The sequence below is a fragment of the Bacillus sp. UNC437CL72CviS29 genome (assembly GCF_000482345.1).
In the GTDB taxonomy this organism is placed as follows: domain Bacteria; phylum Bacillota; class Bacilli; order Bacillales; family Bacillaceae_G; genus Bacillus_A; species Bacillus_A arachidis.
The window spans coordinates 41,321-66,498 of record NZ_AXVB01000017.1 but is presented as its reverse complement, the minus strand read 5'-3'; the positions used below and the strand labels follow the sequence as shown (position 1 = coordinate 66,498).

Sequence of the window (25,178 nt, the reverse complement as noted above, 5' to 3'; positions counted from 1 at the left end):
TTATTGCAATTAACTTCCTATATGAGGTGATAAAGATGAGCTACCGTAATCATTTAGATCGTCGTTCTGAATTATTCAACCCTACCTGGGCGCGTCCGAAACATGCAAAAGCGCAAGTAAACGGACAAACGCAACAAACCCAGTCTCTCATTATTTTAGCGAATGAAATGAGAAAACGCCAAATTTAAATGCCTATCTCCTTTAACAACTACCAAAAATGAAAACCAGAGCAGCCAAGGCTCTCTGGTTTTTATTTCTCTTGTAATAGCGAAATAGGAATACCAATCTCCTCTATCTCATTTTGTTTACGTCCCCAAGCAAATACTCCATTGAAATACGTAATCGTAAATAATACACCCGGTTCCTCTATCAGTTCATACGTTTCGCCAATCTGAAATGCATTTATATCTAGCATGTAAGCACGAGCCATTGCTATTTTTCTCATTAATACATCAAACTCATTTACTATACCCAGTTGCTCTGCCTTCACAGCCTTTTCTTTTAAAATGCCAATTTCCTCTCTTAGCTCATGTTTTGTCATTTCACTATAGCGTTTTGGCACATTCATCATATTCTCTCATCCCTCTTCACGTTTCATTTGTAAAAATGTGTCTATCTCATCAATGGAAAAACCTTTTCGATATAATGCTTGTTTCATCTTATTTTCATATGTCCATCCATCATGTTTTTTATGCTTCTCATGATACTTATTCCCATGATACAACAACGCCTCTTGTTGCTGCGCGCTATCCTTTTCCTCTTTTAATTCTTCTAGACAAATTTGAATCACATCACGATTATATCCTTTACGGACTAACATTTCTTCTAGCTTCAGTTTCATTTGTAAAAAAGAATGCTTTTGATAGGACTTTTTCTTTTTCTCTACAAGCTCAAAGGCATTTTCAATTTGCTTCTCTTTCGGATATTCTTGTAAACTATGAGTAATAATTATATCTTGAATACCTTTACCAAGAAGTTCCCGTCTAATAGTAGTCGGTCCTTTTTGATTCACATTGCTATGAGTTCGTACATATGAAATGGCATACTCTTTATCGTTAATATAGCGATCATGTAATAACTTCGAAATAACTTCAGAGATGATGGCTTGTCCAATTTCTTTTTTTCGTAAGTATTCTTCTACTTCCTGTTTCGTCCGCATTTGATAGGATAAATAAGAAATTGCTTGTAAATATGCTTTTTGCACTTCTTCATTGTACAAAATATTTGCTAACTCTACTTCATCAATTTCTAACCCCTTTTGCAAACCATGCTTGATTAAGGTGACTTGATTCACACTAAATCCGTATTCTTCACCTTGACCTTTATCAATATAAATATTAAATCGTTCTTTCATTCGTTTTTGTACTTCTATTTTTGTAATGACAGCCATATTCTTCACCTCGCTACTATTTTAACATAGTTGTGGAACAATTTTGCTTTTCATGAATATATATAATGAGGAGGAAGTTCAGTTGAAAATCGCAATTTCTGGGGGAACTGGTTTTATCGGTAAAGCATTAGCTAATTTTTTAAGCCTAAAAGAAGGATACACAATTTACATTCTTACCCGAAAAAAAAGAGAGAATCCTCTCAATTCTAACATTCAATACATCCAATGGGATGCACATTCACATAAATTCCCTCTTTCTTCTATTGATGTGCTTGTGAATCTAGCTGGAGAATCCATTAATAACGGTCGATGGACAAAAAAGCAGAAAGAAAGCATTATAGCGAGTCGTCTTCATACAACAAATAGTCTCATTAAACAATTACAAACATTACAGAAGAAACCCCATACTTTTATTAACGCTAGCGCAATTGGTTATTACGGAACTTCTGAAACAAAAATTTTCACAGAACAGAACAAAGAAAATGGCAGTGATTTTTTAGCAGCCACAGTAAAACTATGGGAAGAAGCAGCCGCTCATGCAACCTCTCTCGGGATTCGAACCGTCTATACACGCTTTGGAATTGTTTTAGGAAAAGATGGTGGTGCCCTTCCAAAAATGTTGCTTCCCTATCAATTATTTATTGGTGGAACAATCGGCTCGGGCAATCAATGGCTATCTTGGATTCATCTAGATGATGCCATCCGCATGATTGATTTTGCAATAAATACAAAAGAAATAGAAGGACCTCTTAATATTACGTCTCCAAATCCTACAACAATGAAAGAGTTTGGAAAGGCACTTTCAATTGTCATGCATCGCCCACACTGGCTTCCCGTCCCAGCATTTGCACTACACGCTTTACTTGGAGAAATGAGTATGCTTGTTTTGCAAGGACAACATGTATTGCCTAACAAAGCAATACAGTATGGATATCAGTATTCTTTTCCTACATTAAACCATGCATTACAAAATATACTATCGCATACACTGTAGTACTTCTAAAATACGTCCATTAAAATTGTTCTATTTACTAATTATTTAAAGGTTATTAGCCAATGGAAAAGAGGTATCTATGAAAACCCTATTTAAGCAAGCCATTGTATATCCCATTACTTCTTCTAAATTTCAAGGAGATGTATTGGTTAAACACAATAAAATCGCTGCGATAAAGCCACATATTGAACCAACTCAAGATATGACCGTTATCGATGCAAGAGCCCTTCACCTCTTACCAGGATTTATCGATGTGCATACTCATCTTGGCCTATACGATGAAGGGACTGGATGGGCTGGAAATGATGCTAATGAAACATCCGAAGTATTAACACCACATATCCGTTCTTTAGATGGCATCCACCCTTTTGATATTGCTTTTCAAGATGCGGTTCAAAATGGTGTTACAACTGCCCACGTTATGCCTGGAAGCCAAAATATTATTGGCGGGACAACATGTGTAATTAAAACTGCCGGAACCTGTATCGATCATATGATCATTCAAGAACCTGCAGGGTTAAAAATTGCATTTGGAGAAAATCCAAAACGAGTTCATAGTAATGGCACAAAAGAATCGATTACCCGTATGGGGATTATGGGCTTGCTTCGAGAATCTTTCTACGAAGCACAACATTATGGAAACGAAGCCGATTTTCGAATGCTTCCTATTCTAAAAGCACTGCGCCGAGAAATCCCAGTACGTATGCACGCTCATCGGGCGGACGACATTCTTTCCGCTCTTCGCTTTGCAAAAGAATTCAATCTTGATTTACGCATTGAGCATTGTACGGAAGGACACTTCATTGTAAATGAGCTTGCCAACCAAAACTTAAAAATCTCTGTTGGTCCGACATTAACACGCCGCTCAAAAATTGAACTAAAAAATAAATCATGGGATACGTACCATACTTTATCAAAATATGGGATAGAAGTTTCCATTACAACAGACCATCCCTATACTCCCATTCAATATTTAAATGTTTGTGCAGCCATCGCTGTCAGGGAAGGGTTAGATGAAAAAATTGCATTAGAAGGCATTACAATCCTCCCTGCTCGAAATCTACGTTTAGAGGAAAGAATTGGAAGTATCGAAACTGGAAAAGATGCTGATCTTGTGTTATGGACACATCATCCATTTCATTATTTAGCCAAGCCCGTATTAACTATGATTGATGGAAAAATAATTTATAGAAAAAATAAAAAAAACTAGTTTATTTTTTTGACTAGATAAAGTATTATACGATTATAAACTGAATGAAACCATAATCAATTTGTGTCGTGATATTCATTTCAAATTGATGAATGGGGAAGGCAAATGGTGCGCCACCAGCGTTATAGACTGGTTCTAGTGGGTTCGATTCCCACCCCGAAATTTTTTAAAGTTTGATATAAAAATTTCGAGGGTGGGGTGTTTTTTCGTCATGCTACCCTCATGTGAGGAGGAGTTAGTATGTTAAAAAAACGCGACTTACACGACAGCCACGTTCTATACGATTTGATGGTGGATCCTGCTGTCTTCCCTTTTGTGCGTCAAAAAGCTTATTCATACGAAGAATTTTTATTTTTAACAAAGCAAACAATAGAAGCTGAAGAGCGTGGTGAATTAATTTCACGCACAATTTTAGATGAATGGGGAAACCCTATTGGCACGATTACTTTATTTGATGTGCAAGAAAAAGCTGGTTTTCTTGGCACATGGCTTGGGAAACCTTATCATGGACAGGGTTATAATAAATTAGCAAAAGATGCGTTTTTCAGCGAGCTGTTCTATGAATTGGATGTTGAAACAATTTTTATGCGCATTCGTAAAGTGAATATTCGTTCGATTAAAGCAGCTGAAAAATTACCATATATAAACCTAGCGAATGAAACTAGAAAAGCTGTTTATGATCAAATTAATGCAAATGAAGAAGTGTATAATTTATATGAAATTGTTAAAGATCAATATACACTTACTACAATGCGTGATACTGCATTTCAAGATACACATCATTTAAAAGAAGCGTAATATATAACGAATTATAAAATGAATATACTTGTTTATTATGTATATCTCCTTGTGTCATTGGAAACGATAGGTAATAACTTTATGACACGAGGTGATCTGTAATGGATAGAAAGAAACGTGAGAAAGCAAGAAATACATTAAATAGTACACAAGAGGTCCTTTATCAGCGAGAGTTTCGAAGAGCAGATCGTGCAGCTGGGTACCGTCCTAAAGGTGTATAATCATAAAGTGAAAATTGAGGAGATCTCCAACTCTCCCCTACCAATCCATACCATTTACTTTATGGATAACAAAGTAAAGATTTACTCCTTATACTATAAGGAGTATTTTTTGTGGAAAACTTTATCCACAGAATTAATGGAATTGTGCATAAATTAAGTAATTCTTTTGGATTACTATAACGTGAAACTTTAATCAGTGGGGGTTCTTCATCCCCCGCTGATTATTAGCCCTCACCAATCGGGCCTTTACGGGCAGTTGATCTCCCCCTATCTTTTTTATTTCTCTCTGAATCTTGAGACGTAGGGTCTTACTGCCTGTTAAGACGAGATAAAAGTAATCACATATATGATGTTTAATTTGTGGATATTTTTTCTGAAAATTGTGGATAATGTGGATATCATTGTTAATATTCCGACTTTACCGGCTATTAAAATCTTTTTCTTTTGTGGATAACATACAACTTTATTAACCATCAATGCATGGATACATTCTTACTAACTCTATTTACTATACGGAATTCACACAAAACAAAAACCCCCTTCCAAAATAAAAAGAGGGTTTCATTCTACGTAAAAGATTGAGCAAGAGCCGGTGACTTAATTGGTATATGATTAGGCTGCACATGATTTTCTTCTAAAATTGTATTTACAATGTGACAAGCCGGTTCTGGATGGTAGATACTTTTCATCGCTTCTTTCATTTGCAGGAGCTTCATATCATCTTCTAATAGTGCCCTTGTTTTCGCAAAAACATCCTCATCTTCGCGAATGACAAGTGCAGCTCCTTTTTTTTCAAAATACATTGCATTTTCATTTTCTTGTCCTGGTACTGGTTTATATAAAATGACAGGTACTTGTAAAGCTGCTGCTTCACTTAACGTAATGCCTCCTGGTTTTGTAATCATACAAGAGGTAATACGGAATAGTTCATCTATATTCTCTACATAGCCAAATACTTTTAATGCCTCAGGATTTTGTTCCTTAATTCCTAGTAACTCTTGTTTTAAAGTTTCATTTTTTCCACAAACAACAGCTACTTGAAGATTAGGGACTGTCATAAATGATTGACATAATTCTTTTACATTTCCTAATACACCGTGAGCACCTGCTACAATAAGTAAAATCTTTTTCTCACGAGATAACTGATATTTACTATATAGGATTTCTGGGTTAATGGTTAACTCAAAGTTTTTACGAATTGGAATCCCAGTTTCTACTATTTGCTCTGAAGGCACACCAATTTCAACCATCACTTTTTTCACCTGATCTGTCGCTACAAAATAACGATCTACTTCACGATGAATCCATATTTTGTGTAAACAAAAATCCGTTAACACATTATAAACAGGAATTGAAAAACCTGTTTGTTTTTTCAATTCTGGCACTGCAATAATTGGAAATGTATTAATAACGATGTCTGGTTTTTCTGCATGTAATAATGCTTTTAAACGTTTTCTTCCAAAATTCGCATACCACGATGCAATCTTCTTATCGTAAATCTTTTCTACACCATAATAAAATAAGCGATATAGCTCTTTTCCTATTGTATAGCTTTTTAAGTATAAATATTTTGTAATATCTGTTATGACCGGATGTGACTCTCCGAATAGATCACACACAATCACATCTTCAATTCCTTTTTGACGAAATGTTTGTGCTAATGTTTTTGCTACTTGCACATGACCATTACCGTAATGTGCAGTTAATATTAAAACCTTGGGGTTTTTTATCAAACAAATCCACTCCTAGCTTTTTCGCTTTCCCATATTGCATATACGACAATAGGAAAAACATTTTCCTAAAAAAAATTACATGTTTGGATTCCAACACTTTCATGTTAGCTATGTACCTGTCGTGGATATGCAAAGCATATAAGATTGACCCCTTAATCCTATCTGTGCTCATATCTTTATATTATACTTTCCTATAAGGGCTTTCGCAATAACTTACAAATGATCATATTTCATGATACTCGCCCTGCTACTTCTTAATTCTTGGTACTATTTGGTTTTCCCTTTACAATTATGTAAATTTATCCTCTTATTTCTTTACAAAAATATGGATATTCTACTTTCAGTATACTCTTTTCTTCAGATATACTCTAGATTTTATTAAAAGAAAGCAAAAAGTCTAATCCAAATGGATTAGACTGCTTCTAAAATATTTTTTGCATTTTGAACACTTTTTTCTGTTGGAGGTTCTACCCCTTCAAGAGGATACTTATGTCCAAGCGCTTCCCATTTATATACACCAAGTTTGTGATATGGTAAGACTTCTACTTTCTTTACGTTAGAAAGGCTTTGAATGAAATTAGATAATCTCTGCAAATCTTCTTCACTATCAGTAACACCTGGAACTAATACGTGTCTTACCCAAATTGGTTTTTGTTTATCAGATAAATAACGAGCAAATTGTAGAATGTGTTCATTCGTTTTACCAGTTAATTTACGGTGCTTTTTAGGATCGATATGTTTTAAATCTAATAATACTAAATCTGTATAGTCCATTAAAATATCTAATTTCCTTTGGAATTCTGGCTCTTCAGAGTAGCAACCACCCGAAGAATCAATTGTCGTATGAATGCCGATCTCTTTACATTTCTTAAACAGTTCAATCAAAAAGTCTAACTGTAATAGCGGCTCACCGCCACTTACAGTAATACCACCGCCGGAAGCTTCCATAAAAGGAATGTAACATGTAACATCCTGCATCACTTCTTCGACTGTTATTTCTTTCCCTTTACCAATTTCCCACGTATCCGCATTATGACAATATTGACAACGTAGTAAACACCCTTGCGTAAAGATGATATAACGAATCCCTGGGCCGTCAACAGTTCCACAAGACTCAACAGAATGAATTCTTCCTTTTACCATGTTACTTCCTCCTCTATTAAAACAGCTCCCCTCCGCCCTACGAAAAACAGAGGGAAACTTTTTTACTTACATGCTTTCATGCATTGTACGGTTAATTACATCAATTTGTTGTTCACGAGTTAATTTAATGAAGTTAACAGCGTAACCAGATACACGAATTGTTAATTGTGGATATTTTTCAGGATGTTCCATTGCATCCATTAATGTTTCACGGTTAAATACGTTAATATTTAAGTGATGTCCTTCTTTTACTGCATATCCATCTAACATAGATACTAAGTTGCGAACTTGTACATCTTCTTCTTTACCAAGTGCTTTTGGAATAATTGAGAATGTATTAGAAATACCATCTTGTGCATCTTCATATGGTAATTTCGCAACAGATAATAATGATGCTAGTGCACCTTTTGTATCACGTCCGTGCATTGGGTTTGCACCTGGTGCGAATGGTTCGCCAGCGCGGCGGCCATCTGGTGTGTTACCAGTTTTCTTACCGTATACAACGTTAGATGTGATTGTTAAGATTGACATTGTATGAACAGAGTTACGATATGTTTTATGTTTACGAAGCTTGTTCATAAATGTTTTTACAAGGCTTACTGCCATTTCATCTACAAGGTCATCGTTATTACCGTATTTAGGGAAATCGCCTTCGATTTCAAAATCAACAGCAATACCATTTTCATCACGAATTGGTTTTACTTTCGCATATTTAATTGCACTTAAAGAGTCAGCTACTACAGATAATCCTGCGATACCTGTTGCCATTGTACGAAGAACTTCTGTATCATGAAGTGCCATTTCGATACGCTCATAGCTGTATTTATCATGCATGTAATGAATTACATTTAAAGTATTTAAGTAAAGGCCTGCTAACCATTCCATTGTCACATCGAATTTACGCATAACTTCTTCATAATCTAATACTTCAGAAGTAATTGGTGCATATTCAGGTCCAACTTGTGCTTTTGTTTTTTCGTCTTTACCACCGTTGATCGCATATAATAATGCTTTCGCTAAGTTTGCACGTGCTCCGAAGAATTGCATTTGTTTACCAATTCTCATTGCAGATACACAGCAAGCAATACCGTAGTCATCACCATATTCTGGACGCATAATGTCATCATTTTCATATTGAATTGCAGATGTTTTGATAGACATTTTCGCACAGTAGTTTTTAAAGCCCTCTGGTAATTGTTTAGACCAAAGAACTGTTAAGTTTGGTTCTGGAGCTGGTCCTAAGTTGTCTAATGTATGCAAGAAGCGGAATGAGTTTTTCGTTACTAATGGACGACCATCAAGTGAAATACCACCGATAGATTCTGTTACCCAAGTTGGATCACCAGAGAATAATTCATTATAATCAGGTGTTCTTGCGAATTTCACAAGACGTAATTTCATAATGAAGTGGTCAACAATTTCTTGTACTTCTTCTTCTGTTAATGTACCGTTTGCTAAATCTCTTTCAACATAGATATCTAAGAAAGTAGATGTACGGCCAAGACTCATTGCTGCACCGTTTTGCTCTTTAATTGCTGCAAGGTAACCAAAATATAACCATTGGAATGCTTCTTGTGTATTTGTTGCTGGTTTAGAAATATCAAAACCATGAGAAGCTGCCATTTGTTTTAATTCTTGAAGGGCACGAATTTGCTCAGATAACTCCTCGCGTAAACGAATTGTCTCTTCGCTCATTACACTGCTTGTTAAGTTTAAATCTGCTTTTTTCATTTCGATTAAACGATCAATACCGTATAATGCAACACGGCGATAGTCACCAATAATACGACCACGGCCATATGCATCTGGAAGACCTGTAATAACGCCTGATTTACGAGCTGCTCTCATTTCTGGAGTATAAGCATCGAATACACCTTGGTTATGCGTTTTACGATAGTCTCTGAAAATACGGCTTAGTTCTTTGTCCATTTCATATCCGTAAGCTTCACAAGATAGTTCTGCCATACGAACACCACCGAATGGTTGTAATGAACGTTTGAATGGTTTGTCAGTTTGGAAACCAACTACTTTTTCAATATCTTTATTTAAATATCCTGGACCATGTGATGTAATAGTAGAAACAATTTCTGTATCCATGTCAAGGACGCCGCCATTGTCACGTTCTTGTTTCGTTAACTCCATTACTTGATCCCAAAGTTGTTTCGTCGCTTCTGTTGCTTCAGTTAAGAAGGAATCATCACCTTCATAAACGTTTATGTTATTTAAAATGAAGTCGCGAACATCAATCTCTGCTCTCCACTTTTCACCTTTAAAGTTTTCCCATGCATTTTTTACATTTTCTAATACTTCAGTCATCCTAATCTCCTCCATTTTTTGATTAGTACAGGACTAAGATTTTTTATATAACAGCTTATACATTTAGAATACTACTTTTTTTAAAAAGCGAACGGAATACTTGTGACACATTTGTGAAACATTGAGCATATTACTATGTACACAGTGTTAAGTACGATTTAAACTCTTTTAAATTAAGTCTTTCCTTAACTGTATTTTTTTGGTACTCTTATAAACGAATCCTATTCTGTAGTATAAAGAATCATACCCGTTTTAAACTGTAATACCCTTACCTCCTATTCTGTTATAGTTTTTTTAAAACAGAATAGAAAAAAGTGTACCTGTTTGGTACACTTTTTTTCGTAATAAATATGCATTACTTTTAATGCCTAATTTACAATAATAACAACATCAAGATGGAAAAGACTCTCTCCTACAATTTTTCTACCCGAAAAAGATGCCCCAAAATTATAGTACCTTTCTGTTTCTTCCTCCATCATGAAATCCTCCTCTAATACCTTTTACCTCCACCAATTGATCTATCCCTTCTATATGATCACCTATGATTCGTAATACAGCTGGAGGATGTCCTATTGATGAGAAATGTTGATTGGGACGAATACGATTCATTCCATCTACATCTATGCGGCTTACACATGAAATCTCAAAACCAGAGAGAATTACTTTTATTTGTGCTACACATGGGGATAATAAAGAATCATATCCAATACCTTCTAAACACTTACGACTAAATGCATTCGGAACAGCAATAAGAGAACCCACACCTAAATCCTTTCGATTACATGCAAGATTTATTGCATATTTAAATGCTGTTACAAGATGAAGTGGAATCCGTAAATCTAAATAATGATTTAAATCATTTAATGTAACATCTTTTCCATCTGCAATTGCTTTAGCAAAGGGATATAAATCACGTGCCGGGATAATAAAATCTCCATCTATAAATAGAACAATATCGCCCTTAGCAAAATATGCTCCCATCGAACGACCTACATCATTCCCAAGCGCCTCTTCATACACAATTGTCTTTGCACCATTTTTTCTAGCAATGTTTGCCGTCTCATCTGAAGATCCATTGACAACAACAATAATCTCTAATGGCTCAATTTTACGCACTTCCTCTATAACCTTACCTATCGTACTTTCCTCATTTTGTACAGGAATAACAATAGATAACTGTTTTCCTTTATATAATTTCGATTGTACTCCCCATCCCTGATAAAACTTTGCAAACTCTAAAGTATGATAAATGCTCTCTCTTCGTCTTTTCCCATCACAATACCCACCACGTTTATCTCGTGTTTCCATCCACTCTGCTATTGCCTCTATATGATCACCTATCATTCTTTGTTCTGAATGAGAAAGATTTGTTCCGTACGCATCATGCTCAACTGGCCGAAACTTATTTGGGGTAATTACATCTATTTGATGATGACGGCTAATCCTCCATTTGTTCTGCAATAAACGAACATGGGCTACAATCGGATTTACAAAAGCATCATACCCTATGCTCTGTGCTACCTCTCTTGTAAATGCATGAGGAACCGATAAAATGGAATCAATTTTTAAATCTTCTCTCTCCAACATTGCATTCAAGATTTGACGCCATACAGTAATAGAGTGTGGCCTTTGTTTTTTTGAAAATAATGCATCAAAATTATTTAACACCACATCTGCTTGATCATACAAAATTGGATTGAGAAATAATTGTAATTGGGAAGTTTTTATCACAAAATCCCCATCTAAAAATAATAAGACATCGCCCTTTGCACATTTCGCACCAATCGCACGTCCAACATCATTTCCAAGCGCTTCTTTATATACAAGAACTGTACACCCTAGGTTTTCAGCTATTTTATCCGTACCATCTGTACACCCATTCGCTACTACAATAATTTCTAATGGTTGTAAAAGTTGGACAGAATGAATAACATCAGTAATACTATCAATTTCATTATGAACCGGAATAATAACAGATAGTGATTTAGCCATGATATCCCTCACGAAACCACTCAATGGTTTTCTCCAATCCTTGTTCCCATGACACACTAGGTTGGAATTGTAATACTTCTTTTAATTTTGTTACATCCGGTTTTCTATTCGGGATCTCCTCAAAGCCATGTGGATATACTTTTTCAAATGGAACATGCAAGATTTTTGAAGAAGAATTCGTGAATCTTTGAACATCTTGTGCTACTTCCTGTATACTTTTTTCATTTTCGGAGCCGATATTAATGATTTCTCCATTTACTTTCTCATCCATTGCACAAATTGTTGCTTCTACCGCATCACTTACATACGTAAAACAGCGTGTCTGCTTTCCGTCCCCATAAACAAGAATATCCTCACCTTGCAATGCCGCACGAACAAATCGTGGAATTACTCCAGCATATGGGCCATCCTTTGCTCTTGGACCATAAATATTAAAATAGCGAACGATTGTGACAGGGAGCCCTTGTAACGCATACCCTAAACACAGCGTTTCTTCTAATGTTTTACAAAGTGCATAACTCCAACGTATTTTTGATGTTGAACCATATAAGCGATCACCTTCTTCTAAAAAAGGTGGTTGTCCTTTTCCGTATACTTCAGAAGTAGATGCAAAAATAACTTTCTTTTTTCCTTTTAATGCAGCTTGTAAAATATTACGCGTTCCATCAAAATTCGTTTCAATCAATTCTATACTTTTTTCCATTGTCGCTTTCACACCTAAAATGGCTGCTAAATGAAATACAACATCATGTTGACCTACCAATTCATAAATTTCACTTTTAGCTAAAATGCTAATTGGAATAATTGGAATAGACTTCATTAGCTCTATATGATATTTATTTTTTCCTTTATAAAAATTATCAACTATTGTTACTTGATGCCCTCTTTTAAGAAGTTCTTCTGCTAAATGAGATCCAATAAACCCTGCTCCACCTGTAATTAAACAACGCTTACTCATAAATTCACCTTCTTTACAGTACCTCGTGTGTCTACTACATGATGTAATCCTTCAAATAACTTCCAATCAATACTAGAATGATCTGTTAAAATTAAAACACAATCAGCTTCTTTTAATACTTTTTCTTCTAATGGAACAGACTGATAGATGATCTCTCCAATTTCTGCAGATGAAATATGAGGATCATAATATTGCACCTTATACCCCTCTTTTGTTAATAACTGGATAATCGGAAGTGCAGGAGATTCTCTTAAATCATTCACATCTTTCTTATAAGCAACGCCAACAACAAAAACTGTCGCAGGAGGCTCCGTCACATCTTTCACTTTTTTTACAATTTCTCCCGGCATCTCTTCATTAATAACATGGGCTGCTTCAATCAATTGACTTGATAATCCCAGTTGGTTTATTTTCCATTGAAAATATAACGGATCAATAGGAATACAATGTCCACCAATTCCTGGCCCAGGCCAATATGGTGTGAAACCGAACGGTTTTGTCGCAGCTGCTTCAAGTGCTTCACGAAAATCCACTTTCAAATTCCCACATAATATATCCAGTTCATTCACAAGCGAAATATTAACCAAACGTTGAATATTCTCAAATAACTTGCACATCTCCGCTACCTTTGGAGAACTAACTGGAATCACTGTATCAAATACGTGACTATACAAATTTTGTATTTTTTCTCTACACTTTTCTGTTTGACCACTAATTACTTTTGGAATTGTTTGTACTGTATATTGATCATTTGCTGGATCTATTCGCTCAGGAGAATAGCCAATATAATAATCTACGCCGACCTGTTTACCTGTTTGAGAGATAATAGGAATAATAACTTCTTCTAACGTACCTGGATATGTGGAGCTTTCAAAAATGAAGGTTTGTCCTGCTTGAAGATTTTCTTTTATATAATGTGAGGCAGCGATGAGGGCAGTCAAATCTGGTTCTTTATTTTCACTAATAGGTGTTGGTACAGTAACAATGACATAGGTACTGTTTTGAAAATCTTTTATACCGTTATTCGGTGTATATGCTACTAGTTGATTATTTTGTATTAAACTCTTTAACACACTTGAAGGGACGTCGGGAATATAACTTTCCCCTTTTGTAATTAATTCTATTTTTTGTTCATCTTTATCTAATCCGATTACCGTATATCCTCTTTCAGCAAAATGAATTGCCAAAGGAAGACCTACGTATCCTAAGCCAATGATTGTTACAATGCTACTATCATCCATTTGTATTTTCTTCTTCCTTTCTCAGTTGCTGTATAATCTTTCTATTTCTTTCTCCATCGGTAAAACTGCCTCGCTCATTTGTATTTTGTAATAAATAAGAAATCGCCTCCAACTGGTCACCAAAAATACGATCAAACGCCTGAATGCGACCGTTCACAATTTCATGCTGATCAGGACGAATACGGTTTGTTTTTATTACATCTACAAATTGCACTGCTTTCATAGTAAATCCCGCTAAAATTGCCTTCATTTGAGCCAACGGTGGAATAATTAAGGAATCATATCCAATCTCTTCTATTACCTTTTTATGCATAGCATGCGGTACTGCAGTTAGTGAACTATTCCACAAATCCGGACGCTTTGCGACCAAATTCACAAAATATTTCCCCATACTAATTGGGTCAGCTGGATAAAAGGTATCTAACAAGATTTGCAAATCATTTAATGCAACATCAGTACCAGCTTCAACAGCCTCTAAAAAAGGAACGAGTTTTTTTGCGGGAATAGCAAAGTCACCATCTACAAATAAACAAATATCAGCTGTAGCATGCATCGCCCCAATCGCTCGTGCAACATTATGCCCAAGCGCATTTGGAAATTGAATCACCGTAGCATGTTCCAATTCCGCTTGCCTAATCGTCTCCTGATCTGCTCCATTTGCAACAACAATAATTTCATCAACGCCGGCTTTTTTCACTTCTTTTATAACTGATCGTATCGTCATTTTTTCTTCTACGACGGGTATTATTGCACTATATTTTGCTTTCTTATTTTTTAATATCATAGGTTCATAGTTCTTTATAAAATCTCTATCCCGCTTTCCTTCAGAAAAACCTCCACGTGCACCATACATTTCAATTACATATTGTAATGCCCGTAAATGATCTCCCATAATACGACTTGTAGCTTTTGGAAAAGGAGAACTCGGAGAAGCCCCAGTATGAACAGGACGAATTTTATTTGTATGAATAACATCGACTGATGCAGTATCAACAATACAGATCCCTTTCGATACAACCATTGCTTGAAATAATGCTGGGTCCGCTAAATTCCACCATCCAATTTGTTCTATTACTTCTCGCTTCATTGCATGAGGGATTGCAATTAAAGAACCTATAACTAACTCTTTTCGATTTAAATAACGATTAAGCATATATTTTCCAACTGTTGTATAATGAGGACGCATCTTTAAATACACAGACCAGTTTAAATTGTTCACGATGATTTGATGTCCCTGCTTAATTCCTTTCACAAAACACTGTAAATCATAATTACTGATTACAATGTCACCATCTAAAAACAATACAATTTCTCCTATTGCTTCTCTAGCGCCAATTGCTCGTCCTACATCATTACCTAATGAATGTTTATAATGAATTACATGACATTCATAATCTAATGCAATTTCCTTCGTCCGATCTGTTGACCCATTATCTACGACAATAATCTCATATGGATGCAATTTCTTTACTTCTTCTAAAACTGCCCCAAGCGTTTCAGCTTCATTATGCGTAGGAATAATAACCGATATCCTCATAACTTGTCCTCCTTAGCTCTCCAAACGAACATACGCAATAACTGGAATCCGTACAAGCACATCTTCTGGTGGACCATAAGATGGAGACGTACGTACAATTACCACCCCATCTGTTACTGATAAAAGAATTCCCGCTACCACTTCTACAACTGTTACAACTTGCACAAGTTCTCCAACATGTTTACGTAACTCATTGACAAATAACATAAAGAGCTCTCCTTTCTTATATTTCATAAATTGAGATAATACTTGTAAATGGTAATAAAACTGTCGTCCCTATACTTTCTTGAAGCGTCAGGAAATCATCCCCTACTTCTATAATCACACCCGTTAACTGACCAACCGTTGTCACTATTTCTACCTCTTTTCCTAAGAGTTGTTCAGCGATTTCTTTAAAAGGTGAAGTCGCACATTCTTTTAAAATCGCGCAAATAATAGATTGAAATTTATTTGATTCTATTATTTCTTCCGTAGCTTGCTTAGAGCTTCTCTGAATAAATTCCGAAAATTTTCTCGAAAATAAAATCTTTTCAAGGGCAGGCACTAGCTTGCGATCTAAAAAGTAATCCAATTGTCTATTAAAAATCGTCTCTAACCTCTTCCAATATCCTGTAAATAGACACATATTTCTTTCCTCCTACTAATGTTAGATTTTATAGGTATTAAATATATACATTTCAATATATACAATTACAATTTTATTGTGATAGATAAATAGTACATTTTATAGAAAAAAGTAGATGAGGAATCATCTACTTTTTCTATAAATATCTTCTTTCTCGATTCACATGAAAAAAAGACCATCTCAAAAGATAGTCTTTTACACTTCAATATGCTGTAACATCGTATAAATATCATTATTCAAAGAGCCAAATGATTTAATGTTATTTTGAATATTAGATAATAAAATAACATATACAGTGCCACTTCTACTAAATCCATTTAAACAATTCCACCCTGGCATTACACCGTGATTAGAGTAGCTTCCAGGGTTTACATACCATCCAAATCCATAATCTTTTTTAAATGTTGTAAACATTTGATCATAGCTCTCTTTGGATATTAGCTTACCAGAAAATAGTGCTTCATTAAATAAATATAAATCATTTGCACTCGTATATATATCGCCATTCCCATATAATTGTGACATGCTAGGAATAGGAGGTACTGTCATATTATTATTTACAACCTTATAACCCGTAGAAGGATACTTTGTTTTCTCTAATTCAGTACCAAAGCCTGAATTTTTCATGCCCACAACATCAAAAATATGTTGTTTAATGTATTCTTCTAACGGTTGCCCACTAACTTTCTCAACGATGTAACCAAGTATTGAATAGTTTGAATCCGAATACTTCCATTTTTCACCTGGGTTAAACAAACGTTTTTGCTGTCCAATTCGCTTCAACAATTCCTCATGAGAAATATCATCTGTCCCTGTCTCATATTCAGGAATTCCAGATGTGTGTGTCAATAGATGAACCAGCTTGATTTCTCCACCTCTTGGAAAATCAGGAATATATTTCGCTACCGTATCCTCTGGTTGAATTTTCTTTTGATCTTTCAGCTGCATAATTGCTGTTGCTACAAATGCTTTTGAAATCGAACCGATGTAAAATGTTGTTTCTGCATTATTTGGTATATTTTTCTCTCGATTTGCCAACCCATACCCTTTATTCAGGAGTACTTTTCCATTTTTTACAACAACTGCTGTTCCACTAAAACCTTTGCTCTTTAAATACTCATCTAACTCAGCATTCTCATTAATTTCTTGTGGGGGGCCTTCGGCTGATTGTTCCGCCGCCTTAGCTTGCTCCGGCACTTTTGGAAGCTGTTCTGGCTGTTTTTGTACCGTTTCTTTCTTTACTTCTGTAGTTGCTTTTGAGGCATTCTCTTTCTTACTATGTGAAGTGATTTTTGTATACCCTAAATATACAAGTGAAAACAATACAAAGAAAATGGCTGTTCTTTTTATATATGTAATCGGTCCACGTCCACGTCTACGTCTACGTCTACGACGAGCCACCATACTGACACTATCCTTTTCTTCATTCATGGTTGTTTTCCCCTTATTTACCAATAATTTAATCAATTTATAAAAATATGCTCCCTAGTTTTCTCTAACTAATGGAAATTTCATTTTATATCATCCTTACTTTATCATGTGCCGAACGTATTACCAACCAATATGTACAAAAAAGAAAAAGAATATTTTCAAAGGTAAGATTCCGGATAAACTTCTCATAAAAAAAGAGGATGTCCTCAAAAAAATCAATTTTACCGATCTTTTTGAACATCCTCTTTCACAATCATTTATACGTGTTTTTTCATATCATCAGCTACAGACTCAACGTTTGTACCTACGATAACCTGTACGCTTGTATTACTTAACTTCATAACACCTTTTGCACCGGCACGTTTTAATGCTGGTTCATTTACTAAGTTTGCATCTTTTACTTGTAGGCGTAAACGAGTCGCACAGTTATCAATGACTGTTAAATTGTCTTTTCCACCTAAAGCTGCTACGTAAGTTTCACCAATCGATCCTGCAACTGGTGCATCATCTTCTGCCACTAACTCTTCATCGTCTTCACGACCTGGAGTTTTCAAATTAAATTTCTTGATTAGGAAATAGAATACCACGAAGTAAATTACTGCATAAATTAAACCAATTCCCGCTAATAATAACGGTTTTGTTGCAATACCTAAGTTTAAGAAATAATCAATCGCACCGGCGCTAAATGAGAAACCATCATGAATGCCAAGTGTTGTTGTAACAAATAAAGAAATACCCGTTAATATAGCATGGATACCATATAATACTGGTGATAAGAACATGAATGAAAATTCAATTGGTTCTGTAATACCAGTTAAGAATGAAGTTAATGCAAGTCCACCTAACATACCTGTAACCATTTTACGTTTTTCCGGTTTCGCAGCTGCAATCATTGCAAAACATGCTGCTGGTAAACCAAACATCATGATTGGGAAGAAACCAGTCATAAACATACCTGCTGATGGATCTTGCGCAAAGAAACGTGCAATATCACCATGAACAACATCACCTGCTGCATTTGTAAAGTCACCAAGTACAAACCAGAAATATGTGTTCATTACGTGGTGTAAACCAATTGGAATCAATAGACGGTTTAATAAACCGAATAGTCCAGCGCCAATCGCACCTAAGTTTACAATACCGTGTGCTACCGCATCAATACCACTTTGAATTGTTGGCCAAATTTGACCGAATACTAATCCTAAAAGAAGCATGACAACAGAAGTAATAATTGGTACAAAACGTTTTCCCGCAAAGAACCCTAACCATTCTGGCAATTTAATTTTATGGAATTTGTTATATAATAACCCGGCAACAACCCCAGCAATAATACCGCCAAGTATAGCCATATTTATCTTCGGCGTTAAAGTCGCTGCTTTTGAAACTTTTGTCATTGTATCCGCTAACTTACTTGGATCAACTGTTCCTAATAAATCTTGAACACTTTTTAATTTATCATTTAATTCTGCTGTTGAATAACCAATACTTAAAGTATTCGTTGTATTCTTCATAACTAGATAACCAATCGCACCTGCAAGACCTGCGGCACCACTACCATCAACAGACAAACCGATTGCAACACCAATTGCAAAAATAAGTGCTAAGTTATCAAAGATTGCTGCACCGGCCTGTGCCATAACAGGAATATCAAATACGTCTGGTTGACCTAAACGAAGCAACAGTCCTGCTGCTGGCAGTACTGCGATTGGAAGCATTAACGCTTTACCAATACGTTGTAAAAACTGCAACATTGTAATTCCCCCTATTCAATTTATGAAATCGTTATCATTAATAAGTATGATTTAGAAAACGCTTTCTATTACATAATCATGATAACATATAGTTGTATAGATGTGTAGTTTTTATTTTTGAGCTTTTTATAGATATCTTTTCTATTTCCAAACTGTTATATAAAGGGAAAATTCTCCGTTCTAATAACGAATATGATTAAAAACTAGGTAGCCGGAACCTATGTATCCATTTTGATTGTTTAATATATAAGCCGTTGCTATGTAGAACAAATGATGACCTGCACTCGTTCTCAGAGGCTCTAACTGCTTCTCTACCACCTAAAAAGAAAGATTTTATTCCTGTTTTGCAATTTTTATTAAAATGGAAGTTTCATTTTATCATTCCACTTTTTCATGTTATTATTTATTTCCAAGTCTATAGGGAACAGTAAACTTAGTGAAAAAGGAACAGGAGCGTTGGTATTATGCAGTGTATCGAGACAAATAACTTACAACAACTGTTAGATCAAGTAAAACCATATACAAAAAAAGGTAAACTTGCTACTTATATCCCCGAACTAGGAAATGCAAATCCAGATGATTTAGGGATTGCTATCTACCATAGAGAGACAGAATATATCCATGCTGGTAACTCACAAACACTTTTCACCCTTCAAAGTATTTCAAAAGTAATCACACTTGCTCTTGCTCTTCTAGATCGTGGTGAAGAATATGTATTCTCTAAAGTTGGGATGGAACCCACTGGGGATCCATTTAATTCTATTATTAAGCTAGAAACAACTAGCCCTTCTAAACCTCTTAATCCAATGATTAACGCGGGTGCATTAGCTATTACAAGTATGCTTACAGGAGATAGTAACGAAGAAAAGATGGAACGGATTCTCCGCTTTGTACGTGATATTACAGATAATCCTACAATTAATTACTCTTCAAGAGTAGCCATCTCTGAACTAGAAACAGCTTACTTAAATCGTTCTCTTTGCTACTACATGAAACAAAACGGCATCATTGATGGTAATATCGAAGAATTAATGGATTTATATACACGTCAATGTGCTATCCAGGTAAACTGTATTGATTTAGCACGTATTGGTTTAATCTTCGCAATGGATGGCTACGATCCATATAAGAAAAAACAAATTATTCCAAAACATATAACAAAGATTTGCAAAACATTTATGGTAACATGTGGCATGTATAACGAATCTGGTGAATTTGCAATTCGCGTTGGTATTCCTGCAAAAAGTGGTGTAGCTGGTGGTATTTTCGGCTGCGTAAAAGGCGAAATGGGAATCGGTATTTTTGGACCGGCTTTAGATGCAAATGGAAATAGTATCGCTGGTTTTAAAATTCTTGAGCTTCTTTCCGCTCAAGAAGGCTGGAGTATTTTTTAAATACGAAGTTATCCTGTTCGCTTTTGGCAGGATAACTTTTTTTATTATGCATATTTCTTCCCCCCTCCCGAATAATATAGTACAACCTAACGCTATTCGGTGGAGGTGTAAAAAAATGAAACTTATTTTTCAAATGGAGGACCAGCCTGTCCTAGAAAAAACCATTCTTCTTTTTATACTCAGTATTGTAGAAAGCTTAAAATTAAAAGTTGTTTCCCCCGATGAAGCTTATCGATACATATTCAATTTAGAAGTATTAGAATTACTAATGGATCGAAATATTGATGATCAAGTGCTAGAGCTTATTCATTTTGGAATGGGGCTTGAAGACATTCATCATGTCCTCCCGGAAGAACTTGAACCAAGTATTGAGGAATTAAAATGGCGTTGTATCCAAGTTCTAGGGGAATATGGCATGTATGAAGAATCAAAACAATTAATTGAGGACATACGCTAAAAAGCACCTATATAGGTGCTTTAATGTTTTTTCAAACTATTTTTGTACGTTTCAATATTAACTGGTAATTCTTCCTCTTCTAACGTATGCTCATTTACATCCTTATGAATAAATGCCCCTTTAGGCGGCTGATGATCATGACCTTTTTTCTTATGATCAAATGCTTTACCACGTCCCATACTTATCCCCCTTTCTTTAAAAGAAATCAATGTTAGTATGAAGAAAAACATATCGATATATGCAGTATTTTGTTGTATTTCCGAGGAAATATGCGAATATTGTTTTCCAATCTCCTCTCACATCAATTGATCAATTCCGATAAGAATGAGTAAAATGCCAGCAATAATCGTTGCCCATTTTCCTAAGTATTCCGCTAAAAACCTCTTCCCTACATATGAAAAACCACTAATACAAGCGAAGCTAAAAACTCCAGAAACAATTGCAGTCCACCAAAGATTCAAATTTGTTATTCCTGCATCAAATCCTCCTGCAATATTATTAATTGATAATGCGCCCCTAATACAAGTGCTTCGGAAAGGCTAATTGTTTTAGAACCATCGAAATCAGCATTCTCCGGATTACGCAGTACCCTCATAAACATATTCCCTTTCTTCTTATGCGTATCATCTTGTTTATTTAATACTGGCTGACATAAGGCAAATACTCCAATTACACTAAGTACAATTGCTCCAATTAGATTTGCATTGAACTACCCCCACCTACCGTTACACGCTTGAGGTAAGGGTCTTCTCGCTAAATATGATAAAATCTGAAATGAATAATGCAATCCAATTGGCTATTTAGACGATGCAATTGCATTGAATTTAGCAAAAGAAAAATTAGCTGATATAAAGACGAAAACTTAGATGGCTTTATTGAAGACAAAAGGGCTATTCCAAAATTTCTAGTTTCACTAGTATTTGAAATAGTTCTTTTCTAAAAAAAAAATCGTACAAACATCAAAGTTTGTACGATTCCACGACAGGTACTTTTTATATTACACGATGAATCTTATCTTTTTCTGATGAAAACCTTAATTTTTCTTATTTTTGTGTATGACGCCATTCGTATTTAAAAACAGTAATAACTTTCGTAAACTCAACTAACTGGCTAATTTTTAAATTAGTATATTACAAAAAATGGTAATTTTGTGCTGCAATAAGGGTATTAAATAATAGAGAGGGCTGAGTACATGATGAAAGATAAACGACTAAAGCGCCTATATTATCTATATCTTTTCCCTGCAATCCTATGCATAATGTTTTTTCTCAATAGCGACATGAATAGCCTTCCGTACGCTAAATTAATAGGTACAATTAGCTGCTGTATCGCAGCCATTATGCTTGCTGCTTTTTGGACGGTGAAACTAAAAATAAAAAGAGAGCAATCCTCTTAGCCAAGATGTATTTTTCAGAAAAAAACGAGCTATCTATTAGATTAGAGCTCGTTTTTTCTTTTGATTTTATCCTACCATTCTCTACATATATGACCTCGTATAACGCAATTACTCGCATACGTAAAGTAAAACGTTAATTAGTGAGGACTTTACTGATTATGAGCCCTCACTAATCAAGCTTTTACCGGTAGTTCATCCTCCGCCTACCTACTTTTCTTTCGCTGAATTTGGAGGTGGGCGTGTTACTGCCAGCGAATAGCAGGATAAAAATCATATCTAAATATTCATCATAAACTTTGTGCCCCTGTTGTGTTGGCCTTTTCGATATGTTCCATTTTACTCTTCTTATTTTTTGTAACACGGTAAAACAGTAAACAAACAAACATAAATGGAATCCCGCAATACAATGCCATGCGTTGTTCCGGAATAAACGCCATACCAACAATTACCGTTATATTTAATACCAAAGCAAGAAGAGGGACAAGCGGATACAATGGGGTTTTAAATTTCAGATCCTTAATATCCCCACCTTGCTTTAAGTATGTTCTTCTAAACAAGAAATTAGATAAAGCGATAGATGCCCAAACCAATATTGCACCGAATCCTGCAATGGAAAGAAGCCATAAATAAACTGTATCCTCTGCATATATACCACATAATAAAGAGAAACAACCAACAATAGTACTTGCAATCAATGCATAAATTGGAACACCATTTTTAGATAACTTACCAAAAATCGGACTAATCATCCCTTGATTAGACATAGACCATAACATACGAGAAGTTGCATATAATCCAGAATTCGCCACTGATAGTACCGCTGTAATAATAACGAAATTTATAATATCTGCCGCATAAGGGATACCAATTTTATCAAATACAACTACGAATGGACTTTCTATCACTCCAGCTTGTTGCCAAGGGAATAGCCCAGCAAGTATAAAAATGGAAAGTACAAAGAAAACAAGGATACGCCAAACTGTATTATTAATAGCTTTCGGAATAGTTTTCTCTGGATTTTCGCTCTCTCCAGCCGCAATACCAACTAGTTCTGTTCCCTGAAAGGAAAAATTAACTGCAATCATTGTAACTAAAATAGCTGTCAGCCCATTTGGAAACAGTCCTCCGTAATCAGTAAAACTAGAAAGCATTGGTGCTGGCTCATTCCCTTTCATATCAAGGAAACCAAACATAGCTGCCCCGCCTAAAATAATAAATGCAATAATCGTAATAACTTTAATGCTCGCAAACCAAAACTCGATCTCTGCAAAACTTCTTGAAGATAATGCATTAATAGCAAAAAGTAGAACAGCAAAAACTATGCACCAAATCCAAGAAGATACATCTGGAAACCAACGTTTCATTAAGATACTAACTGCAATCAACTCAATCCCTATCGTAGCCGACCAGTTTAACCATGACATCCATCCCACTACGTAGCCTACTGCAGGTGAAATCTGCTTTGTAGCATATGTTTGATAAGACCCTGCATCAGGCATGGCAACTGCTAGCTCTCCAAGACAGAGCATCGTTAAATACATAACAAATCCTCCAACAAGATAAGCTACAATCGCTCCTCCAGGTCCCGCCTCATGAATTGTATAACCTGATCCTAAGAAAAGTCCGGTACCAATAACTCCCCCAAGTGCAATCATAAATATGTGTCGACTTTTCAGCTCTCGTTTTAACTCCTGGTTTTGACTTGCCATATAAATCCCCCTTTTTGTTTGCAAATCCTCATGAATGTAAACGTTTTAAAAATAAGTTAAAAAAGAAAGTTAAACTATAAAAAGATAATAGCTTGTATTTTTATTAAAGATTCACAATAGGAGGGAGATCTTTCGAAAGTCAATCTCCCAATCCAAGAAAATAAGGTGAAACTTCCATCAGTGTGGCTTTTGTCTCCATTCTCACTGATGGTTGGTTGAACGAATCGGGCTTTTATGGGCAGTTGTCCCCACCTATCTTCCCTGTTGCTCTCTAAATCTTGAGGTGGTGGTCTTACTGCCCGTTAATGTGGGATAAACCATAACACGATAACCCACCCTTAACCTTTCCTATGACTTAATTGGCATTAGCATAAATAAACATGATTATTTAGAAGCACGCTAGAAAACGGTACATACTCCATACATTTTATATTAATCACTACCTGTTATTAACAGGTCATCCCTTACTGTTATTAATCGTGTTTTATCAGTGATAACTTGTCCCTCTTCCACTTCTAGCAATTCAATATATCCACTAATTCCCACTTTAATTTCTACTTTCTGTTTATCTATCGTTTCAATTAATGCTAATTTCTCCCACTCATATACATAAGAGCTTTCAGTAATAAATAATTTTTCTACTTTTCCATAGCAAGGACTGTACACGTCTTCTATAACTGCCTTCATTTTGTAACCTCCTCTTTTTTATTAAGAAAAGTTATACACCCTATAAAGTTTTCAACTCACCTCTAGTCTTTAAATTTAGAGCTTTCACTTACTATGAATGCAAAATGCATACCAACTTCAATTCCCCCTGTAAAATTAGAAATGCTTGCAAAAAAACTTAATAAGCGCAAAATTTTTTCTATCATTTTTAATCAA

Annotated in this window: 24 protein-coding genes and 2 pseudogenes; 9 read left to right on the top strand and 17 right to left on the bottom strand. The window is 35.3% G+C overall.

The features are described 5' to 3' along the window. Positions 1-35: 35 nt before the first annotated feature. On the top strand, positions 36-188 hold the full coding sequence (locus tag M014_RS28465; protein ID WP_000122139.1) for a YpzG family protein: 153 nt from the start codon (positions 36-38) through the stop codon (positions 186-188). 62 nt (positions 189-250) lie between these two features. Here the strand turns inward: M014_RS28465 and M014_RS0115305 are convergent, their stop codons facing one another. Beyond that, complete coding sequence (locus M014_RS0115305; protein WP_026592523.1) at positions 251-568, bottom strand: YfhH family protein; 318 nt, start codon at positions 566-568, stop codon at positions 251-253. A gap of 9 nt (positions 569-577) precedes the next feature. Further along, the gene (recX, locus tag M014_RS0115300) at positions 578-1,390 is read right to left on the bottom strand and encodes a recombination regulator RecX (protein ID WP_026592522.1); all 813 of its coding nucleotides are present in this window, start codon (positions 1,388-1,390) and stop codon (positions 578-580) included. 82 nt (positions 1,391-1,472) lie between these two features. On the opposite strand from recX, the gene M014_RS0115295 reads away from it, so the two are divergent. The 4 genes from M014_RS0115295 to M014_RS28460 all read left to right on the top strand — a co-directional run bounded on the left by M014_RS0115295 (position 1,473) and on the right by M014_RS28460 (position 4,613). Beyond that, positions 1,473-2,384, top strand: coding sequence for a TIGR01777 family oxidoreductase (locus tag M014_RS0115295; RefSeq protein ID WP_026592521.1), 912 nt, complete (start codon positions 1,473-1,475; stop codon positions 2,382-2,384). 79 nt (positions 2,385-2,463) lie between these two features. After that, positions 2,464-3,594, top strand: a complete 1,131-nt coding sequence (locus M014_RS0115290) for an amidohydrolase (RefSeq protein ID WP_026592520.1) — start codon at positions 2,464-2,466, stop codon at positions 3,592-3,594. Between the two features lie 240 nt (positions 3,595-3,834). After that, positions 3,835-4,392: a GNAT family N-acetyltransferase gene (locus M014_RS0115285; RefSeq protein ID WP_026592519.1), complete on the top strand. Its 558-nt coding sequence runs from the start codon at positions 3,835-3,837 to the stop codon at positions 4,390-4,392. Between the two features lie 101 nt (positions 4,393-4,493). Then, positions 4,494-4,613: a YfhE family protein gene (locus M014_RS28460; RefSeq protein ID WP_003194890.1), complete on the top strand. Its 120-nt coding sequence runs from the start codon at positions 4,494-4,496 to the stop codon at positions 4,611-4,613. A 566-nt stretch (positions 4,614-5,179) separates the two neighbouring features. Here the strand turns inward: M014_RS28460 and M014_RS0115275 are convergent. The 11 genes from M014_RS0115275 to nagE all read right to left on the bottom strand — a co-directional run bounded on the left by M014_RS0115275 (position 5,180) and on the right by nagE (position 19,340). Continuing rightward, a complete protein-coding gene (locus tag M014_RS0115275; protein ID WP_026592518.1) occupies positions 5,180-6,346 on the bottom strand; it encodes a diglucosyl diacylglycerol synthase in 1,167 nt (388 codons plus the stop codon). A gap of 411 nt (positions 6,347-6,757) precedes the next feature. After that, positions 6,758-7,489: a pyruvate formate-lyase-activating protein gene (pflA, locus tag M014_RS0115270; protein ID WP_026592517.1), complete on the bottom strand. Its 732-nt coding sequence runs from the start codon at positions 7,487-7,489 to the stop codon at positions 6,758-6,760. Positions 7,490-7,555: 66 nt separating this feature from the next. Further along, positions 7,556-9,805: a formate C-acetyltransferase gene (gene pflB / locus M014_RS0115265; RefSeq protein ID WP_026592516.1), complete on the bottom strand. Its 2,250-nt coding sequence runs from the start codon at positions 9,803-9,805 to the stop codon at positions 7,556-7,558. 447 nt (positions 9,806-10,252) lie between these two features. Next, positions 10,253-11,797, bottom strand: coding sequence for a glycosyltransferase family 2 protein (locus M014_RS0115255; RefSeq protein ID WP_026592515.1), 1,545 nt, complete (start codon positions 11,795-11,797; stop codon positions 10,253-10,255). Next, on the bottom strand, positions 11,790-12,755 hold the full coding sequence (locus M014_RS0115250) for an NAD-dependent epimerase/dehydratase family protein (protein WP_026592514.1): 966 nt from the start codon (positions 12,753-12,755) through the stop codon (positions 11,790-11,792). The genes M014_RS0115255 and M014_RS0115250 overlap by 8 nt, the downstream gene beginning before the upstream one ends. Next, positions 12,752-13,996 (bottom strand): nucleotide sugar dehydrogenase, encoded by a 1,245-nt coding sequence (locus M014_RS0115245; RefSeq protein ID WP_026592513.1) that lies wholly within the window; start codon positions 13,994-13,996, stop codon positions 12,752-12,754. Before M014_RS0115245 ends, M014_RS0115250 begins: the two co-directional genes overlap by 4 nt. Beyond that, a complete protein-coding gene (locus M014_RS0115240) occupies positions 13,989-15,533 on the bottom strand; it encodes a glycosyltransferase family 2 protein (protein WP_026592512.1) in 1,545 nt (514 codons plus the stop codon). Before M014_RS0115240 ends, M014_RS0115245 begins: the two co-directional genes overlap by 8 nt. A 12-nt stretch (positions 15,534-15,545) precedes the next feature. Then, entirely contained in the window at positions 15,546-15,740 is a 195-nt protein-coding gene (locus M014_RS0115235) for a hypothetical protein (RefSeq protein WP_026592511.1), read from the bottom strand. Between the two features lie 16 nt (positions 15,741-15,756). Continuing rightward, entirely contained in the window at positions 15,757-16,158 is a 402-nt protein-coding gene (locus M014_RS0115230; RefSeq protein ID WP_026592510.1) for a hypothetical protein, read from the bottom strand. Positions 16,159-16,353: 195 nt separating this feature from the next. Continuing rightward, positions 16,354-17,589, bottom strand: a complete 1,236-nt coding sequence (locus tag M014_RS0115225) for a serine hydrolase domain-containing protein (protein WP_026592509.1) — start codon at positions 17,587-17,589, stop codon at positions 16,354-16,356. 257 nt (positions 17,590-17,846) lie between these two features. Further along, on the bottom strand, positions 17,847-19,340 hold the full coding sequence (nagE, locus tag M014_RS0115220; protein ID WP_026592508.1) for an N-acetylglucosamine-specific PTS transporter subunit IIBC: 1,494 nt from the start codon (positions 19,338-19,340) through the stop codon (positions 17,847-17,849). Positions 19,341-19,804: 464 nt separating this feature from the next. Between nagE and glsA the strand changes: the two genes are divergently transcribed. Both glsA and M014_RS0115210 read left to right on the top strand, forming a co-directional pair. Next, positions 19,805-20,734 (top strand): glutaminase A, encoded by a 930-nt coding sequence (glsA, locus tag M014_RS0115215; RefSeq protein WP_026592507.1) that lies wholly within the window; start codon positions 19,805-19,807, stop codon positions 20,732-20,734. A gap of 115 nt (positions 20,735-20,849) precedes the next feature. Then, on the top strand, positions 20,850-21,191 hold the full coding sequence (locus M014_RS0115210) for a DUF3969 family protein (protein ID WP_026592506.1): 342 nt from the start codon (positions 20,850-20,852) through the stop codon (positions 21,189-21,191). Between the two features lie 20 nt (positions 21,192-21,211). Here M014_RS0115210 and M014_RS29690 read toward each other — a convergent pair whose 3' ends face one another. Both M014_RS29690 and M014_RS27050 read right to left on the bottom strand, forming a co-directional pair. Beyond that, the gene (locus M014_RS29690) at positions 21,212-21,370 is read right to left on the bottom strand and encodes a hypothetical protein (RefSeq protein WP_000532411.1); all 159 of its coding nucleotides are present in this window, start codon (positions 21,368-21,370) and stop codon (positions 21,212-21,214) included. Between the two features lie 117 nt (positions 21,371-21,487). Beyond that, positions 21,488-21,900, bottom strand: a pseudogene (locus tag M014_RS27050) (manganese efflux pump); the annotation flags it as partial. A gap of 79 nt (positions 21,901-21,979) precedes the next feature. On the opposite strand from M014_RS27050, the pseudogene M014_RS30145 reads away from it, so the two are divergent. Together M014_RS30145 and M014_RS29685 are read left to right on the top strand one after the other, a co-directional pair. Next, positions 21,980-22,057: pseudogene (locus M014_RS30145) on the top strand (DNA-binding protein); the annotation flags it as partial. A 326-nt stretch (positions 22,058-22,383) separates the two neighbouring features. Beyond that, positions 22,384-22,587, top strand: a complete 204-nt coding sequence (locus M014_RS29685) for a hypothetical protein (protein ID WP_026592505.1) — start codon at positions 22,384-22,386, stop codon at positions 22,585-22,587. 287 nt (positions 22,588-22,874) lie between these two features. Here M014_RS29685 and M014_RS0115185 read toward each other — a convergent pair whose 3' ends face one another. Beyond that, entirely contained in the window at positions 22,875-24,296 is a 1,422-nt protein-coding gene (locus tag M014_RS0115185) for an amino acid permease (protein ID WP_026592504.1), read from the bottom strand. 432 nt (positions 24,297-24,728) lie between these two features. After that, complete coding sequence (locus tag M014_RS0115180) at positions 24,729-24,983, bottom strand: biotin/lipoyl-containing protein (protein WP_026592503.1); 255 nt, start codon at positions 24,981-24,983, stop codon at positions 24,729-24,731. Between the last annotated feature and the right edge of the window lie 195 nt (positions 24,984-25,178).